We start from the raw sequence: 17,799 nt of genomic DNA, 5'->3' as shown, positions 1-17,799 counted from the left end.
AAAAGGGCGATTTTTTTTATTCGTTTTCGTCTAGATTTTCATTAAAGGCCGATGGTAATAAAGTTGGAATAAACTTGATCAGTATCGGTAATAATAAACTTCCGCCCGGAAGTAAGAATATGGTCAGTGACGGAATCGTTTTGCAAATATCTAAGAGTTGTTTTTTTACTTTCTTTTTTTCCTTGGCATCCAGATCTCTTGTTGTAGAGTAAGCCAGCAGGATCATTAATTCCTTACTCTGTATAATTTCCTTAACCAGTCTGTTTTTGTTTCTTACAATCAATTTTACAACGCTGTGCGTCATTTGATCGTAAAAGTGTTTTACCGGATTAGAATAATTAAAATATGGAATTTTCTTTTTATGAGTGGTAATAAAGCTATTGGTTGTATCAATACTTTTGGTTACAAAATCATCAGAAACATTCATCATTGATCCCAATGAATATAAAAAGTAAGACTCTTCATTTTCTACAACACCATCGCTCCATAAAGCCATTCCGGCCATGTCGATTAAATAATATTGTTCGAGTTTATTACTAAAATAATCAAGCTGTAATGTTTCGAGGGTATCAACAGTAACTTTTGAAAATTTTGAATAACGTATCGAAGCTTCAAAAAGTTTAATCAGTAAATCATCGTGTTGCGATTTGATCGTTTTGGTTTTTAAAGCCAAAGCAACAATACCAAGAACAGTTTCTTCGATTCGTTTTAGATACTTTTCAGGAATTGCACCATGTTCCAGATATTGTCTGAAAGCCAGGACATCAATAAACAAAAGGGCATTGGTTACTAAGTGCGAAAAGTTTTTACTGATAATACTATCATTGGTCTGAACCCTTTGATCGATTATGTTTTCTAAAGATAGGGAAGGGGTATCTTTTGGAAGTAAAATTTTGAAGAGATTAAATCCTTCCGGATTCATTTCGTTGTAGAATTTTAAAACTGCGGTAATAAAAACAGTAGGTTCAAATGTTCTTTTTTCTAAACAAAAAACGCCGTATAAAGTATTTAATAGGGCAACTTTAGAAATTTCGGTTTTAAACCAGCCTTTTATAGGAATTGGAATTCGGGAATCAATAGTAATGATATGTCCATAAATAAAACCGGTTTCTCTGACTTTATAGTAAAACGAATCCGTAGTTTCAAAAGGAATTGCTTCTGAGAACTTTTGTTCGCTAAAAAACTTGTCTATCCAACCTGATGCTGATGGGTTAATCATTAACTTTTATTTATAGCTGCAAAGCTATATCTTTTTCTCGTTTTAGGATATATTTTAAATAAAATAACCACTAGATTTTTGTGAAAAATAGTGGTTATTTGTTTTTTTACTTGATGATTCCTGCGCAAGCTACTCTTCCGCCGGCATTTCCGGTAGGCTGAGTTGTAAAATCATCAGTTCCCTGATGTACAATTAAACCTTTTCCAAGAATGTCTTTAGTCTCATCACCACAACCAATGCACCATTCGTCAGTAGTTAATGTTATAGATCCATTACCTTTTGTATCAGCGGTAAAGTTTCCAATATCACCTTTATGATATTCTGCAACACCCCATTTTCCGTGTTTTTTGAAAGTTGGATTCCAGTGTCCGCCAGCAGAACTTCCGTCCGCAGAACTACAATCTGCTTTCTCGTGAATGTGTATAGCGTGAACTCCAGGTTGTAATCCAGACATTTTTGCAACAAATGTTACTTTACCATTTTTCTCCGTAAAAGTAGCTGTTCCTGCAACAGTACTATTGCTTTTTGGTTCCAGGGCGATAGTCAGCGTTTTGCTGTCACTTGATTTTGTACTAGTCTTACAACCAACTATTAAGGCCGTAATTATAGCGAAAGAAACAATTATTTTTTTCATGTGTGAGGCTTTTAAATTAAAGATTAAGTAAATTTAACATAAAATTCCGACATTGATTAACCCTAATCGTTAAAAAAATCCAAAACTATTGGTTGTAATTTAATACCTCTTTAAGTAAACAACCAGAAATTATTGCGTAATTTCGTATAACCTCAAATTCAAAATTCTATAAATAAATGTTTATTATTTTTTAATTTAATATATAAAATTATGAGGAAGAATATTTTAGTTTTGCTTTTTTTAGGAGTTGCCTTAATTTCATGTAATGCTACTAAAACTCAAAAAAATGATTCCGTTTCTAAACTCGACGGAACGTGGGAGCTCAATTATATCAGCGGTCCAAGAATTGCTTTTGATGGTTTATATCCAAACAAAAAACCAACCATAAATTTTAATGTAAAAGAAAATCAGGTTTCAGGAAATAGTAGTTGTAACTCTTTTACAGGAAAACTTGTTGTAACCGGCAATAAAATTGATTTTACGCAGCCAATGGCTATGACCAAAATGATGTGTATGGATGCGCAGCAAGGAGAGCAGGTTTTTATGAGTACGCTGCAAAAAATAACTTCGTATGATGTTACAGATGACGGAAAAACTTTAAACTTTATTTCCGGAGATATTGCCATGATGCGATTTACAAAAAAATAATATTTTCTTTTTTTATTCTATAAAAATATATTTATGAAAACTAAATTATCGCTTTTATTAGTGTTAGTATGCCTTTTAGCTGCTCCTGTTTATGCACAGCAAAAAACGAAGAAAGAATTAAAGGCAGAAAGTGACCTTAAGAAGCAAAGCGAAATTGAAGCTTTGATTGATTCTAAAAACTTTGTTTTCGAAGCGCAAAAAGTTAATCCGCAAGGCGGCAGATTAATTATTCTTAATAATAACAGCTACTTCTTAAATTTCAATACAGAGAAAACAACTTGTGATTTGCCATTTTTCGGACGTGCATTTAATGTTCCTTATGGTGGAGACGGGGGAATAAAATTTGAAGGTGTTCCGGAAAATATAAAAGTCGAGAAAAAAAAGAAAAATTATACTTTGAGAGCAACAGTGAAAGGAAAAGATGATGTTTATGATTTGATATTTTCTATCTTTTTTGATGGTGGAGCAACACTTTCTGTTAATAGCAATAACCGGGTATCAATCTCGTATGATGGAGAAATTAAAGCTCCTAAAGCTGCAGAAACTAAAAAATAAATTTTTTATTTAAGGGCGAATTCCCTAATTAATGGTTTTATTCTGTCTCTTTATAAATATTCGTTTTTTAGCTTGAAATATTTTGTCAGAAAAATTAGTATATTTGATAATGCATGAATCCTTTAATTAGTAACAAATTAAAATTTAAAACTATGAAAAAATTAAGTCTTATTCTTATTATGGCAATTGCCTCGTTTTCATCTTATGCTCAATCTTCGTTTAAGGAAGATATAGATGTTCTGCAAAGTATTTATGGTAAGTCGAAAAGTGATCTTGTAAAACAGTACATGAATTTGTCTGACACGCAATCTGCAGCTTTTACTAAAGTGTATGATAATTATGAAGTCGAGCGTAAAGCGCTTGGACAAACAAAATTTCAACTTATTAATGATTATGCAGTCAATTATGCTACTCTGACCGATGCAAAAGCAGATGAATTGGCAAAAGGAACTTTGAAAAATCATTTAGGATATGAAAAATTATACTCTAAAACTTATAATCAGGCTAAAAAAGCAGTTGGGGCAATAAATGCAGCTAAATTTCTTCAGTTAGAAGTGTATTTGCAAACCATAATTAGAGCTGAGATTCTCGAATCAATTCCTTTCATTGGTGAATTAGACAAATCAAAAGTTTAATCAACTTTTCCTGTAAATAGAAAAACGGCCAGTACTTAAGTATTGGCCGTTTTTTATTGTCTTTTTTTTAATGATTTATTTAGCTGTTTTAACTTTATAAATAGTATCAACCATACCGTCACGAGGCGTATCCAAAGGAAGTTCCCAGAACATGATTCCGCCCAGTTTTTTAGCTTTGGCATATTCAGCTTTTGCTTTTATAGAAGTTAAGTTGTCTCCCGTTGCAAATGTTTTTTCTTTCTCATTGTACCAGTAAGCAGCTTTAGCTTTATCATCCCAGAAATATTTCCAGCCATTTGCTTCTGTATAAGTGTCTGCAAAGCTTTTGAAAGAAACACCCTGAATGTGTTCTCCTGTCTGATATAAACCATTGTTTACGTTTTCTACATTCTTCCAGGTTCTGGTATAAAATGCACCACCAATAACTAATTTTTCAGCAGGAATCCCTTGCTTTAATAAAAATTCAACAGCTCTGTCTGTAGATTCTTCTTTAGGATTTGTACTGTACAAAGGAGTATGATGTCCTGTAACCGTAGAATATCCGTTTACTAAATCGTAGCTCATAATGTTGATACGATTTACTAGTGGAGCAACAGCTTTCCAGTCAACAGATTCATCTAAATATTTTTGGAAGCCTCCTGCAGCAAAACTCAATTCATATTTTTTGCCTAAAGTAGAACGTAAAATTTTGATTAATTCTGTAAAGTTAGGTTTGTCAGCAGCTTGGTATAAATGTCCTGGCAGTCCCTCAATTGCCGGATATTCCCAATCTAAATCTAAACCATCCACTTTAAAATAAGTGCTTACTTCCTTTACTGATTTAGCAAAAGTTAATCTTCCTTCAGCTGTAGAAAATGCCGCTGAACAAGGCTCACAACCTGCCCAACCACCAAGCGAAAGAAGAATTTTAAGCTGTGGATTAGATGCTTTCAAAGAAACTAAATGTTTAATTGTAGTTGAATCTTTAGGAGAATCAACGCTTAGTTTTCCGTCTTTTAAGTGACAAAAACTAAAGATAATCTGATCTAACTTGTTTACTTCGTAATCGTTAATGAGTTTATCATCGCCTGTGTAATAAGCAATGATGTCGATCTTTTTGTTTTTTTGTGCAAATGTACTTGACGTAAAGCTGCACAATAAAATCAGGGCAATCAGGTTAATTTGTTTCATTTTATGTTTTTTAAAGTTTTTAGAATGCTAAATATAGAACTTTTCGAATGAAATATGAACTAAATTGGCAAACAGTCTTAAGCTGATTTGTTACGTTTCTGGTTACAAAAATCAAGTTTATTGTGTTTAAATAGGATTTTTTTTTCTTTTTGACTAAATTTACAATACATCTCTATATAGATTATCAAAGTTATTTTTATAATAAAAAAAACTCCTTTATCTGAATCTAAGATTCAGAACAACTTTTGATAATAAGTGACAAACAATTTTACCATGAATAAAACTAAAAGCTCAAGTGTCTTTCAAACCAATTTTACAAAATCAGTTGCATTACCCAGTTTAGCTATAATTATTGCAATATCATTATTTTGTGTTTTTTTTTCGAAGGATACAGAGCAGGCACTTAATATTGTAAAAGAAATAATATTCAAGAATTTAAGCTGGCTTTATGTATTGCTGGTGACAGTTTTTGTGCTGTTTTTGATCACATTGGCAATAAGTAAATTTGGTAAAATCAAATTAGGTGCAGACGATTCAGAGCCTGAATATTCTTTTTTTTCCTGGGTAGCGATGCTTTTTGCCGCCGGAATGGGAATTGGTTTGATGTATTTTGGGGTAGGAGAAACGATGTCACATTATGCAACGCCGGCAAATGCCAATTTAGCAGATAATTTACGAGCAAAAGAAGCGCAATTGTATACCTTTTTTCATTGGGGTTTTCATGCTTGGTCGATATATGGGGTAGTTGGGCTGTCACTGGCGTATTTTGCTTACAGACATAATTTGCCTCTTGCAATCCGAAGCGGATTTTACCCGATTTTAAAAAATAGAATTCACGGAAAGTTTGGAAATATTGTTGATGTTTTTGGTTTGTGCAGTACCTTTTTTGGAATCGCTACGACGCTTGGTTTTGGTGTTGTTCAATTAAGTGCAGGATTATTAAGTCTTCATATAATTCCTGAATCCAGTTTTAATTATCAGATTATTATTGTTTTGGTAGTAATGGTAATTGCAGTTTCTTCTGCTATTTCTGGTTTAGGAAAAGGGGTTAAGAAATTAAGTGAATTAAACATTATTATGGCCGTTTTGTTAATGTTGTTTATACTTGTTTTTGGGCCAACGATATACATTTTAAGTACATTTACTGAAGGTTTGGGACATTATATAAGTCATTTTATTTCACTTACTTTTAATACGTATGCTTATGAAAAAGGAAGCCAGGAATGGTTTTCAAAGTGGACTATTCTATATTGGGCCTGGTGGATTTCATGGGCGCCTTATGTTGGATTGTTTATTGCAAAAATTTCTAAAGGAAGAACTATAAGGGAGTTTATTCTGGCAGTATTATTTATTCCTGCTTTTTTTAATTTTCTATGGATGACCGTTTTTGGAAGTAGTGCAGTATGGATTGATGAACATGTAGCACATGGAGCTTTGAGCGAGTTTGCTAAAAATCCGGATACATTATTATTTAATTTCTTTACCTATTTTCCCTTTACTACCTTTTTGAATATCTTGTCGATTTTGATTATTTGCGTGTTTTTTATCACGTCAGCAGATTCTGGAATTTTTATAATGAATGGTATTGCATCAAAAGGAGCCATAAGTTTTCCGAAGTGGCAAAGTGTCTTTTGGGGTGTTTTATTATCGCTTTTATCGCTAAGTTTATTACATTCCGGAGGTTTGGCTTCTTTGCAGACAATGACATTGATTACTGCTTTGCCTTTTGGAATTATTATGGCGTTATTGTGTTATAATTTGTGGAAAGCATTGGTTGTTGATAGTGAATATAGTGAGAAAAAATATTCGCATGGAAGCCTAAATTGGAACAATAGCAATTGGAAAGAACATTTAGAAAAGATTGTAACGGTTTCTAAAAAGAAAGACATTCATAAATTTCTAAATGAAACGGTGAAAAAGGCTTTTGAAGAATTATTGGTGGAATTAGCGAAGAATAATATTGAAGCTCATATAAATACTTTTTCTTCGCCACAACAAGCTATTGAGTTAGAGATAAAATACGATCAATTGCGAAATTTTAAATATGGTGTAATGGCACAACCTCAGACTGTTTCTGAAACATTACTGAACGAGAAAAATACTCCGGATATAGATAAGGAATTCGTTTTTGAACCGATTACTTATTTTGGAGACCACCGTAAAGGATATGATATTCAATATTTGACTAAGGATGGAATTATATCAGATGTTCTAAGAGAATACGAACGTTTTTTAAACCTTAGCTCCGAGGGCGATCACGATTTGATTATGAAACCTAATAGTTAATTGTAAAAAAAATCTAACTGTACGTGTTTTAAACATGTTAGTTATATAAGATAACGTAAGTATTGTGTTTTAGTAAGCTGTGCAACTTATAATTATTTGAATAAGAAAATACAAGTGGTGTACTTTAAATATAAATTTAGGTAGGGTTATATAATGACGTAATAAAAGATAAACAGCATTCTCATTTTTTACGTGAACTTATGTAGTTTATCTGGTAAAATACTTTAAGGTTAAAAATAAAAAAATAAACCCGCACTGTTTCGGATAAGTGCGGGTTTAAACAAATTAAAAGCTAAAAACTATTTTTATATTAGAAGCAGTATTCGTTTTCTGCAACTAATTTATTAGTAATTGTTTCTCTCAATGCCACTACATTTGGCATATTAGTGTATTTTGTAAAACGACGTAATCCCATTAACATCATACGTTGTTCGTCACCTTCGGCAAAAGAAATAATTCCTTCTTTTCCTTTTTGAGTTACAATATCTACTGCTTTATACAAGTACAATTTTGCCATAGCAATTTGCTCTTGTACTTTATCTTCACCTTGATTTTTAGCTAATTTTTCAGTTCTAAGAATAGTACTTTCAGCCATATAGATTTCGATTAAGATATCAGAAGCAGCCATTAATAACTGTTGGTGAGCATCTAAATCCGGACCATATTTTTGAACTGCACTTCCTGCAACCATTAAGAAAACTTTTTTCAGGTTGGCAACAATCCCTTTTTCTTCAGCAAATAATTCAGAGAAATCAGGAGTGTCAAAAGATGGGATACCCATTAATTCTTCAGAAACTTTCATCGCAGGTCCTAATAAATCAACATGACCTTTCATTGCCTTTTTGATTAACATTCCCACAGAAAGCATTCTGTTAATTTCATTTGTACCTTCGTAAATACGAGCAATACGAGCATCTCTCCAGGCACTTTCCATTGGAGTATCTTCTGAGAATCCCATTCCACCAAAAATCTGAATTCCTTCGTCAGCACAATTCTGAACATCTTCAGAAACAGCAACCTTAAGGATAGAACATTCGATAGCATATTCTTCAACACCTTTTAGTTCAGCTTCCTGATGAGTTGTTCCTTCAGCTTCACGAGCGATAATTCTGTCTTCGATATTTTTTGCCGCACGGTAAGAAGCACTTTCACCTGCATAAGCACTTGTAGCCATTTCTGCTAATTTATAGCGGATGGCTCCAAAGCTTGAAATTGGTGTGTTGAATTGGATTCTTTCATTAGCATATTTTACAGCTCCGGAAGTTACCCTTCTTTGAGCATCAAGACATGCTGCTGCTAATTTAATACGACCAACATTTAATGCGTTCATTGCAATTTTGAAACCGTTTCCTCTTTCAGACAACATGTTTTCAACAGGAACTTTCGTATCGTTGAAGAAAACCTGACGTGTAGATGAAGCACGGATTCCTAATTTATGCTCTTCTTCATTCATAGAAATTCCGTTATCAGCAGTATTTTCTACGATGAAACCTGTAATATTTTTATCATCACCAATACGGGCAAAAACGATGAAAACGCTACAGAAACCTGCATTCGAAATCCACATTTTTTGACCTGTAATAGAGTAGTATTTTCCGTCTTCAGATAAAACAGCTTTCGTTTTTCCTGAGTTAGCATCAGATCCTGCACCTGGCTCAGTCAAACAATAGGCTCCAAACCATTCGCCTGTAGCCAATTTAGGAACGTATTTTTTCTTTTGTTCTTCAGTACCATAAAGTGTAATTGGCATAGTTCCAATTCCTGTATGGGCACCAAAAGCAGTTGAGAAAGATCCTGTTGCGCCAGAAATGTAATCGCAAACTAACATTGTAGATACAAATCCCATTCCTAATCCGCCGTATTCTTCTGGAACCGCAACTCCTAGAAGTCCCAGTTCACCAGCTTTACGCATGCTTTCTTCTGTAAAGGCGTAATCTTTTTTCTCAAAACGATTCTTGTTAGGCCAAATTTCTTTGTCTACAAACTCCTTTACAGAGTCACGCATCATTAATTGCTCTTCCGAAAAATCTTCTGGTGTAAAGATATCTTCGCATTTTGTTTCTTTAACTAAAAACTGACCACCACGGGTTACGTTTTTTTCGATTGTATCTGCCATTTTTATTTTTTTTAGAGAAAAGAAAATAGAATAAAGAGAATAGATTTTAGACTGAACGTTATTTTAATCCGTTTTGGGAGCCCATTGTCATTCTTTGAAATTCTTCTATTTTAATTTCTAATTGGTTAAATTGTGTTTCGTTTATATGTTTTCTATGCTTTGCAATTAATAATTGTGTTATTAATTCAAATGAAGAACCTAGAGAAATATCTAAAAAATGACTGAAAGATTTATCAGTTCTTGATGAACCTTCAGCTATATTACTAGGCATTGAAACAGAACATCTGCTTATTTGTGAGCTTAAATCATACCTTTCATGTCTCGGAAAGTCTAGCAATAAATCTGAAATATCATTAGCAATTGAAATTCCCATTTGCCAAATCTTCAAATTCTTATAATTATGTCTCATGTTTTTTGACCAAGATAAGAAACTAAGAATCTAAAAGTAGGTTTTTTATTACTTTTAATAAATCTTTATTCTTTTCTCTTTCATTTAAAAAACATCTATCTCTTTATTCTATACTCTATTTTCTATTCTCTTCTTAAAGAACCTCGTAAATCCCCGCAGAACCCTGACCAGTTCCCACACACATAGAAACGATTCCGTATTTATTACCTCTGCGTTTCATCTCGTCGAATAACTGAACAGAAAGTTTAGCTCCGGTACAACCCAGTGGGTGTCCTAGTGCGATTGCTCCACCGTTTACGTTTACGATATCAGGATTTAAGCCTAACTCACGGATTACAGCCAAAGACTGAGAAGCAAAAGCCTCGTTTAATTCAACTAAGTCAATGTCTTTCAACTCTAAACCAGCTTGTTTCAACGCCTTCGGAATTGCTTTTACAGGACCAATACCCATGATTCTTGGTTCAACACCAGAAGAAGCAAAGTTTACCAGTCTTGCAATTGGCTCAAGATTTAATTCTTTCACCATATCCTCGCTCATGATTAAAACAAAAGCGGCACCATCACTCATTTGAGAAGAGTTACCGGCAGTTACACTTCCGTCAGCAGCAAAAACGGGTCTTAAACCTGCTAAAGCAGCAACAGAAGTTCCGGCTCTTGGACCTTCGTCTTGTTTTACAACGTATGATTTAGTTTCTTTTTTACCATTTTCATTCACAAAAGTCTGTTCAACACTAATAGGAACGATTTGTTTATCGAATTTCCCTTCAGCTTGCGCTTTCAAGGCTTTCATGTGAGAGTTATAAGCAAACTCATCCTGATCTTCTCTGGATATTTTATATTGATTGGCAACCGCTTCAGCAGTTAAACCCATTCCCCAATAGTAATCTTCGTGACCTGCAGCAGCAACTTTATAATCCGGAGTTGGTTTGTAACCTCCCATCGGAATAAAACTCATACTTTCTGCACCACCGGCGATGATACAATCTGCCATTCCTGATTGGATTTTTGCAGTTGCCATTCCGATAGTTTCAAGTCCAGATGCGCAATAACGGTTTACGGTTACACCAGGAACATCTTCAACTTTTAATCCCATAAGAGAGATCAAACGTCCAACGTTCAAACCTTGTTCTGCTTCCGGCATGGCATTTCCTACCATCACGTCATCGATACGTTTTTTGTCAAAATCAGGCAATTCAGCCATCATAAACTGAATAGTTTCTGCAGCTAATTCATCAGGTCTTTTAAATCTAAAAACCCCTTTTGGTGCTTTTCCTACCGCAGTACGGTAAGCTTTTACTATATATGCTGTTTTCATTTGTTTTTGTTTTTTAAGATTATAGAAAATAGATTATAGAAAATAGACTCAACACAGTCTTAAATCTATATTCTTTTCTCTTTATTCTATTTTTTAAGAGTATAGAAGATAGAGTATAGAGTATAGAGAATAGACTTTACAAAGTCTGAAATCTATATTCTATTCTCTTTGTTCTATTTTCTAATTTCTAAGTGGTTTTCCTTTTGTCAACATGTATTGAATTCTCTCTAAAGTCTTACGTTCTGTACATAAACTCAAGAAAGCCTCACGTTCGATATCTAATAAATATTGTTCAGATACTAAAGTTGCTTCAGATAAATCACCACCAGCCATAACATAAGCTAGTTTGTTAGCGATTTTTTTATCGTGCTCAGAAATATATTTTCCAGCTTCCATTTGATCTGTTCCTACTAAGAACATTCCTAATGCTTGTTTTCCCAATACTTTCACATCAGTTCTTCTGATAGGTTGTGTATAACCCGCTTCAGCCATTAGCAAAGCATGTTTTTTAGCTTCGGCAATCTGACGATCTTTGTTTACTACTACAATATCTTTACCGTGTTGTAAAAGTCCATTGTCAAAAGCTTCGTAAGCAGAAGTTGATACTTTTGCCATAGCGATAGTTAAGAAATACTCCTGAAGAACATTCAATTCCACATCATTTTTATGGAATAAGTCAGAAGCTCTCAAAGCCATTTCTTTAGATCCACCACCACCAGGAAGTACACCAACACCAAACTCAACTAATCCCATGTAAGTTTCTGCAGCAGCAACCACTTTATCAGCGTGTAAGCTCATTTCGCATCCACCACCAAAAGTCATTCCGTGAGGTGCTACTACAACCGGAATTCCAGAATAACGAACGCGCATCATTGTGTCCTGGAACATTTTGATTGCCATGTTCAACTCGTCGTATTCCTGCTCAACTGCCATCATGAAAATCATTCCGATATTGGCCCCAACAGAGAAATTCGCTGCCTGGTTTCCAATAACTAAACCTTGATATTCTTTTTCAGATAAGTCGATTGCTTTATTGATTGCAGCAAGTACGTCGCCACCAATTGTATTCATTTTTGATTGGAATTCTAAGTTCAAAATTCCATCTCCTAAATCTTGGATAATTGCTCCACTATTGCTCCAAACTTTTTTGCTTTCGCGAATGTTGTTCAGGATAATAAATGAATCTTGTCCCGGAACTTTAGTTTGTGATTTTGTTGGAATGTTATAGAAATAAGTTGCTCCTTCTTTAATAGAATAAAAACTCTCACTTCCTGAAGCTAACATTTCGTTCACCCATGCAGCTGGCTCTAAACCTTCTGCTTTCATGATTTCGATTCCGTTTGCAACACCTATGGCGTCCCAAATTTCAAATGGACCATTTTCCCATCCAAAACCGGCTTTCATCGCATCATCAATTTTATATAATTCGTCTGAGATTTCAGGAATTCTGTTTGACACATAAGCAAACATTCCGGCAAAGCTTTTACGGTAGAATTCTCCTGCTTTGTCTTTTCCTTTTACCAAAACTTTAAAACGGTTGATAGGTTTATCAATAGTTTTTGTTAGTTCAAGAGTAGCGAAGTTTGCTTTTTTAGCAGCACGATATTCTAAAGTATCTAAGTCAAGCGTAAGAATATCTTTGTCTACTTTTTTGTAGAAACCTTGTCCTGTTTTGCTTCCTAACCAATTGTTCTCCATCATTTTTGTGATGAAATCAGGAAGTTTAAACAATTCGTGTTGTTCATCAGTTGGGCAGTTTTCATAAATACCATTGGCAACGTGCACCAAAGTATCTAAACCAACAACATCAACAGTACGGAAAGTAGCCGATTTTGGGCGACCAATAACAGGACCAGTCAATTTATCAACTTCTTCAATCGTTAATCCCATTTCTTTTACCAAGTGGAATAAACTTTGGATTCCGTAAATACCAATTCTGTTTCCAATAAACGCAGGAGTATCTTTAGCAACAACAGATGTTTTTCCTAAAAATTTAGATCCGTATTCGTTTAAGAAATCCAATACTTCAGTAGAAGTTTTTGGACCAGGAATAATTTCAAATAACTTTAAGTAACGCGCAGGGTTAAAAAAGTGAGTTCCGCAAAAGTGTTGTTGAAAATCTTCGCTTCTTCCTTCGCTCATAAAATGAATTGGAATACCAGAAGTGTTTGAAGTAACCAAAGTTCCCGGTTTACGGAATTTCTCGATTTGCTCAAAAACTAGTTTCTTAATATCCAAACGCTCTACTACAACCTCAATAATCCAGTCTACAGTAGCAATTTTTGCTATATCATCAGTAGTATTTCCAGTCGTAATTCTGTTTGCGAATTTCTGACTGTAAATAGGAGACGGTTTCGATTTTAATGAATTCGCCAAGTGCTCGTTTACAACTCGGTTGCGAACAACTTTACTTTCAAGCGTTAATCCTTTTTTAGTTTCAGCTTCTGTCAACTCGCGTGGTACGATGTCAAGCAGTAAAACTTCAACACCAATATTGGCAAAATGACAAGCTATTCCTGAACCCATAATTCCGGATCCAATTACAGCAACTTTTTTAATTGTGCGTTTCATAGAGTTAATATTTTGTTTTTTATTTGAATTTGAAATAGACCTTTATAAAAAATATCCCAGTCTATTCTTTTTCTAATTTTTCTGTTTGATTAAATATGTTTTTGTCCTGAATTAATTCATTGATGATTTCAGAAACTTCAATAAAATGTTTCAGTTTTTCGTCTGAAACATGTTTTCTGATTGTTTCATTAAATTTCAGAACCGTATTTTTAGATAAATCTCTTTTTTCTTTTCCAAATTCGGTCAGGTATATTAAAACACCACGGCCATCCGTTGGATTTTTTTTGCGAACAATCAAACCTTTGTCTTCCATTGATTTTAATGTTCTGGTCAGACTCGTCGCTTCCATTCCCATTCTTGGTCCTAAAGCGGTAGACGGAGTTCCTTCCTCTTTGTCAATACTCAAAAGCGCAAATCCGGTGGCCATTGTGGCATCGTATTTCGCAGCTTCTTCATTGTACATTCTTGATACAGCCTGCCAGGTAGCTCTCAAAATATAATCTATTGTTTTCTCTTTCATATGTAACTATATCGATTTCAAATATAATCAAAAAATACTATGCATGCATATAATTTTGTGATAATTTTTTGGTTAGTAAAAAAATATCTCTGATTTAGAGCGGTTTATGGTTGAAATTAATTGAAATATACTATTCTTTTTTGAGATTTTAACAAATTTTATGCTGTAAAAATTGTTTTATGGTTTTAATTTGAGAATAAATTCTACATTTTGTAAAAAATCATGAGTTTAGCTCAGTGTTATTTTCAGGCTCGTATCTTGAAAATGCTTTCTGGAGGATCTTTTTCATACGATTTCGTAAGTTTTCAGGCTTCAAAACTTCGATTCCGTCACCAAAGCCCAATAAAATACGTTCCATTTCATAATTAGGAGAAATCAACAAATGCACGATAATACTTTTGTCCTCATTTTCCTTAATTAATCTTTGAGTATTGTGCAAAGGCTTGGTTAAAACATAAGGTGCGTTTACAGCGTCTATCCAAAGTTCGATTTTTCTGGGCTGCAAACCTGTGTTTACAGTCACACCAATTACATTTTTATAAAAGAGTTCCGCATCAAAATCTTCTTCTAAATAAGGAAGGTTAAAATCATAATCTATCGCCATAATTCTGTCCAAAGCCAAATTACTAATGGGCTGAGAACCTTTTTTCTTGCCTATCAAAAACCACCTGTTATTGAATTCCTTTAAGATAAAAGGATGAAAATGAAATTTACTTTCCTCTCTCGATTTAAAAGACTTATACGTAATCACCAAAACAATCTTCTTGATAATCGCCTGATACACTTCATCCAGATAATGCAAACCTTTTAATCCTTCGTTTTTGTCCAGGTAAATAACCGGTTTGGTATGCGATTTCTCAGAATAGATTTTATCTTCTAAACGCTGTAGAATATCCGATACGTCGCTAAACAAAGAGAAATCCTTAAACTGTTTCAGCATCGAAACCGTTTCTGTCAAAACATTCATATCCGTTTCCGTCAGCGGAATATCTGTTATCGTAAATTCTTTATCTTCATATTTATAATACTTCTTATCGTAAACTACGATTGGCGCATTATAACCCAGTTTTTCACTTCGCATCAGCTGAATATCCATTTGGATTGTTCGTTTGCTAATTGGGTTTTCGCGGCCTTCATATTCAAACAAAGCTTCAGAACAGCATTCTATTAAATCGTCTAAAGTCCATTGTCTGTATTTATTCTGCAGGCATTTGTCAATGGTTTTGTACCGTATTAGGGCATTTTTGTTTTGTGACATAATTTTTGTTTTTTTTGCCGTAAAGGCTCTAAGACACTAAGTTTTTTTAATGCCACAGATTAAAAGATTAAAAGGATAAAAATCTCCTAAATCTGCGTGAAACAAAACTTTGCGTTATTTTATTAAATTTTTTTATTCCAATTTTCTCGTTCGTATTATCGTAGAGACGCACAGCAGTGCGTCTAACACATCGTAACCACAATTAATTCCTCTCAGCAAACCTGACAGGTTTTTTAAACCTGTCAGGTTTAACAACGGGAATATCTACGTCAATAATAAAATTTCCTTTTCAATATTGAATCGCGCTTTCACTTCATATAAACCCCTAAAATCTTCCGTCTGAAAAATAAATTCATTCTCCAGAAAATGTTTCAAAGCCTTTGCCCTTCCGGGTTTGTACAGAAAATCAGGATAAATACTATATTCTTTTCTGATTTATTCAAAATAAATTTGATACTCTTCCCAATCTCGTGCGAGAATTTTCAAATCAAAATCGATTAACCAATTGATATCTTCATTGGTATTATGTTGATGATGTTGAGTTGCACAAATAGCATCAAAAACCAATTGCTTATCCAATTGGATATTTTCGGGCAAAATAGACAAAGCATATTCGGCGCTTTTGAGTTCATTATCTTTTTTACTGCTCTTATAAATGTAATCGTGATAGAAAATAGAGAATAATACTTCGTTTGGCAATTTGAGTTTGTCAAAGTAGGTTTCATAACATTCTATCATATCCTTTATATGAGTAAGATTATGATAATGTCGTGATTTATTGGAATAAGCCTTTTCTAAATTCAGCCAATTCTGTTGCATTTCATTTGCTGAAAAGCCAATATTTGTGAGTAATTCAGAATAAATTTTCTGTAAATTCATATTGTTTTTTTGTTTAATCTTTTGTCAAGTCTACGGGAGCGTAATATTTATAGACAATAATATTTCGAATTGCAATTAGCTCTAGCGGAGCAATATGTTTATAGCTAATTTCACATTGTTCGGCATTGAGCTCCATCGGAGCAGAATATGCAGAGCAATTTATTAGAAGAGAATCAAAAGCTCCAGCGGTGCGATACTTTGGCCTGTATGTTTAATCAATAAAATATGTCACCCCGTTGGGGTTCTTAAAATGCTTTTGGAAAATTGCTATAAATATTTCGTCCCTCTGGGACTTTATTGGTTTTATTAAATCTAAAAAAATCCATAAATGTGCCGTCTTTAATAGGGCTTACACGATTTTGCTAAATAAATATGTATTCAAATATAAAATTCTTTTTTTACTACGCAAAATAATTGCGTAGTAGTTCTGAAATCTTTGTAATGTCAAAACGAAAGGCCTTGTAGCTTAAAAGGAAAAGCCTATAGAAAAATTACTGACTATAGAGTTTGCGGATATTCCGGTTAGACCCGAGCGGACTAATGGGTAGAATTTACAGAAGCACCGAAATCGTTAGGGAAAGTAGGGAAGCGTATTTAGAGCCGCAATGCCCGAAAGGGAATATGAGTTCGAATCTCATCAGGGTCACAAAAAAAGAAATTTGTACTGCGCAGAATAAATGCGCAGTAGAATCGAAATCTTTGTAAATATAAAATGAAAAGATAATGAAGACGATTAAAATTTACTGTAAAAAATGTGAAAGTGAGATAACTGGTGATCTGACTGAAATACCAGAATCAATATTGTGTGTGGAAGAAAACCAAAATATGTTGCAAAAAAATAAATTTTGTCTTTTTGATACAGAATCAGGTGTGAAATGTTTTGTAGTTGCGATTGACAATTATAAATTAAAAAATCACTCTGACGAATCAAGATTTGAGGGATGTTGTGGAAGTTCTACCTTCAATAGTTTAAATAAAGTTTGTCTATGCGGAAATGAAGTTGCTACGGAGATTTCTGATTGTTGGTTAAGCCATTATATTGAATTTGAGATTAAGAATGTAATAGTTAAAGAAAAGATAAACGATCATATTTATAAAGAATGGAAATTATAATTTTTACTACGCAGAATAATTGAGCAGTAATATAAAAATCTTTGTTTAATAAATAAAACAAGTTCATTGAAATAAAAAATTGGGTTAACAAGGTCAAGTTTAAGTTACTTCTAAAACTTTCCAACGTACTACTTACACCATTACCGGTTAACACAATTTAAAATGAAGCAGTAGCTCAGCGGTTAGAGCAGGTAGTTTTGAAATTATCCATAAAAGGTCAATCAAAACTTACTTCGTACACTTCTAATGTCCGGGTCATGGGTTCGAATCCCATCTGCTTCACAATTAATGGTCAATCAAAACTTACTTCAGAACATTGGTAACTTCCGGTTCGAGTCCGGCAAGTTTTAAAATCATCATTAATAAAAAAAAACGAGGGTCAAGATTAACTTACTTCTTCGGGGAAACCCATCTGATAAACAGTTCATCAATTACACTCCAATTTCAGGTCAAGTGTTTCTTACTTCAAAT

At 33.7% G+C, this 17,799-nt stretch carries 15 protein-coding genes and 1 tRNA gene; 6 read left to right on the top strand and 10 right to left on the bottom strand.

What is annotated here, in order from left to right:
• Positions 1–16 precede the first annotated feature (16 nt).
• Positions 17–1,219, bottom strand: a complete 1,203-nt coding sequence (locus QLQ94_RS22715; RefSeq protein ID WP_271338675.1) for an LETM1-related biofilm-associated protein — start codon at positions 1,217–1,219, stop codon at positions 17–19.
• A gap of 106 nt (positions 1,220–1,325) precedes the next feature.
• On the bottom strand, positions 1,326–1,853 hold the full coding sequence (locus QLQ94_RS22710) for a superoxide dismutase family protein (RefSeq protein ID WP_482498616.1): 528 nt from the start codon (positions 1,851–1,853) through the stop codon (positions 1,326–1,328).
• Positions 1,854–2,063: 210 nt separating this feature from the next.
• Here QLQ94_RS22710 and QLQ94_RS22705 point away from each other — a divergent pair, with 210 nt between their 5' ends.
• From QLQ94_RS22705 to QLQ94_RS22695, 3 genes are all read left to right on the top strand, one after another.
• A complete protein-coding gene (locus QLQ94_RS22705; RefSeq protein WP_427402777.1) occupies positions 2,064–2,501 on the top strand; it encodes an META domain-containing protein in 438 nt (145 codons plus the stop codon).
• Between the two features lie 33 nt (positions 2,502–2,534).
• Entirely contained in the window at positions 2,535–3,056 is a 522-nt protein-coding gene (locus QLQ94_RS22700; protein ID WP_427402778.1) for a DUF4251 domain-containing protein, read from the top strand.
• 152 nt (positions 3,057–3,208) lie between these two features.
• Positions 3,209–3,691, top strand: coding sequence for a hypothetical protein (locus QLQ94_RS22695; protein ID WP_427402779.1), 483 nt, complete (start codon positions 3,209–3,211; stop codon positions 3,689–3,691).
• 75 nt (positions 3,692–3,766) lie between these two features.
• Here the strand turns inward: QLQ94_RS22695 and QLQ94_RS22690 are convergent, their stop codons facing one another.
• A complete protein-coding gene (locus QLQ94_RS22690) occupies positions 3,767–4,861 on the bottom strand; it encodes a glycoside hydrolase family 18 protein (RefSeq protein ID WP_427402780.1) in 1,095 nt (364 codons plus the stop codon).
• Positions 4,862–5,134: 273 nt separating this feature from the next.
• Here QLQ94_RS22690 and QLQ94_RS22685 point away from each other — a divergent pair, with 273 nt between their 5' ends.
• On the top strand, positions 5,135–7,147 hold the full coding sequence (locus QLQ94_RS22685; RefSeq protein ID WP_427402781.1) for a BCCT family transporter: 2,013 nt from the start codon (positions 5,135–5,137) through the stop codon (positions 7,145–7,147).
• 310 nt (positions 7,148–7,457) lie between these two features.
• On the opposite strand, the gene QLQ94_RS22680 is transcribed toward QLQ94_RS22685, so the two are convergent.
• From QLQ94_RS22680 to QLQ94_RS22650, 7 genes are all read right to left on the bottom strand, one after another.
• Positions 7,458–9,263 (bottom strand): acyl-CoA dehydrogenase family protein, encoded by a 1,806-nt coding sequence (locus QLQ94_RS22680; RefSeq protein ID WP_427402782.1) that lies wholly within the window; start codon positions 9,261–9,263, stop codon positions 7,458–7,460.
• A 58-nt stretch (positions 9,264–9,321) separates the two neighbouring features.
• Complete coding sequence (locus QLQ94_RS22675; RefSeq protein ID WP_482498612.1) at positions 9,322–9,672, bottom strand: four helix bundle protein; 351 nt, start codon at positions 9,670–9,672, stop codon at positions 9,322–9,324.
• A gap of 133 nt (positions 9,673–9,805) precedes the next feature.
• Positions 9,806–10,987, bottom strand: coding sequence for an acetyl-CoA C-acyltransferase (locus tag QLQ94_RS22670; RefSeq protein WP_482498611.1), 1,182 nt, complete (start codon positions 10,985–10,987; stop codon positions 9,806–9,808).
• Between the two features lie 180 nt (positions 10,988–11,167).
• Complete coding sequence (locus QLQ94_RS22665; RefSeq protein WP_482498609.1) at positions 11,168–13,558, bottom strand: 3-hydroxyacyl-CoA dehydrogenase/enoyl-CoA hydratase family protein; 2,391 nt, start codon at positions 13,556–13,558, stop codon at positions 11,168–11,170.
• Between the two features lie 61 nt (positions 13,559–13,619).
• Entirely contained in the window at positions 13,620–14,078 is a 459-nt protein-coding gene (locus QLQ94_RS22660) for a MarR family winged helix-turn-helix transcriptional regulator (RefSeq protein ID WP_194615770.1), read from the bottom strand.
• A 220-nt stretch (positions 14,079–14,298) separates the two neighbouring features.
• Positions 14,299–15,336, bottom strand: coding sequence for a helix-turn-helix transcriptional regulator (locus tag QLQ94_RS22655; protein WP_482498608.1), 1,038 nt, complete (start codon positions 15,334–15,336; stop codon positions 14,299–14,301).
• A 435-nt stretch (positions 15,337–15,771) separates the two neighbouring features.
• On the bottom strand, positions 15,772–16,215 hold the full coding sequence (locus tag QLQ94_RS22650; protein ID WP_482498607.1) for an HD domain-containing protein: 444 nt from the start codon (positions 16,213–16,215) through the stop codon (positions 15,772–15,774).
• Positions 16,216–16,938: 723 nt separating this feature from the next.
• On the opposite strand from QLQ94_RS22650, the gene QLQ94_RS22645 reads away from it, so the two are divergent.
• Positions 16,939–17,328, top strand: a complete 390-nt coding sequence (locus tag QLQ94_RS22645) for a hypothetical protein (RefSeq protein ID WP_482498605.1) — start codon at positions 16,939–16,941, stop codon at positions 17,326–17,328.
• A gap of 164 nt (positions 17,329–17,492) precedes the next feature.
• Positions 17,493–17,610: transfer RNA gene (locus QLQ94_RS22640), tRNA-OTHER, on the top strand.
• Positions 17,611–17,799 lie beyond the last annotated feature (189 nt).

Source organism: Flavobacterium sp. B114r (assembly GCF_056824125.1).
The sequence above is the reverse complement of the archived record's forward strand: the minus strand, read 5'-3'. Positions and strand labels throughout refer to the sequence as shown.

What these genes read in the sequence shown, in the direction of transcription:
- QLQ94_RS22650 (WP_482498607.1), bottom strand. Translation starts at nt 16,215, where the DNA reads ATGAATTTACAGAAAATTTATTCTGAATTACTCACAAATATTGGCTTT.
- QLQ94_RS22675 (WP_482498612.1), bottom strand. Translation starts at nt 9,672, where the DNA reads ATGAGACATAATTATAAGAATTTGAAGATTTGGCAAATGGGAATTTCA.
- QLQ94_RS22690 (WP_427402780.1), bottom strand. Translation starts at nt 4,861, where the DNA reads ATGAAACAAATTAACCTGATTGCCCTGATTTTATTGTGCAGCTTTACG.
- QLQ94_RS22695 (WP_427402779.1), top strand. Translation starts at nt 3,209, where the DNA reads ATGAAAAAATTAAGTCTTATTCTTATTATGGCAATTGCCTCGTTTTCA.
- QLQ94_RS22700 (WP_427402778.1), top strand. Translation starts at nt 2,535, where the DNA reads ATGAAAACTAAATTATCGCTTTTATTAGTGTTAGTATGCCTTTTAGCT.
- QLQ94_RS22705 (WP_427402777.1), top strand. Translation starts at nt 2,064, where the DNA reads ATGAGGAAGAATATTTTAGTTTTGCTTTTTTTAGGAGTTGCCTTAATT.
- QLQ94_RS22660 (WP_194615770.1), bottom strand. Translation starts at nt 14,078, where the DNA reads ATGAAAGAGAAAACAATAGATTATATTTTGAGAGCTACCTGGCAGGCT.
- QLQ94_RS22645 (WP_482498605.1), top strand. Translation starts at nt 16,939, where the DNA reads ATGAAGACGATTAAAATTTACTGTAAAAAATGTGAAAGTGAGATAACT.
- QLQ94_RS22715 (WP_271338675.1), bottom strand. Translation starts at nt 1,219, where the DNA reads ATGATTAACCCATCAGCATCAGGTTGGATAGACAAGTTTTTTAGCGAA.
- QLQ94_RS22665 (WP_482498609.1), bottom strand. Translation starts at nt 13,558, where the DNA reads ATGAAACGCACAATTAAAAAAGTTGCTGTAATTGGATCCGGAATTATG.
- QLQ94_RS22685 (WP_427402781.1), top strand. Translation starts at nt 5,135, where the DNA reads ATGAATAAAACTAAAAGCTCAAGTGTCTTTCAAACCAATTTTACAAAA.
- QLQ94_RS22680 (WP_427402782.1), bottom strand. Translation starts at nt 9,263, where the DNA reads ATGGCAGATACAATCGAAAAAAACGTAACCCGTGGTGGTCAGTTTTTA.
- QLQ94_RS22670 (WP_482498611.1), bottom strand. Translation starts at nt 10,987, where the DNA reads ATGAAAACAGCATATATAGTAAAAGCTTACCGTACTGCGGTAGGAAAA.
- QLQ94_RS22710 (WP_482498616.1), bottom strand. Translation starts at nt 1,853, where the DNA reads ATGAAAAAAATAATTGTTTCTTTCGCTATAATTACGGCCTTAATAGTT.
- QLQ94_RS22655 (WP_482498608.1), bottom strand. Translation starts at nt 15,336, where the DNA reads ATGTCACAAAACAAAAATGCCCTAATACGGTACAAAACCATTGACAAA.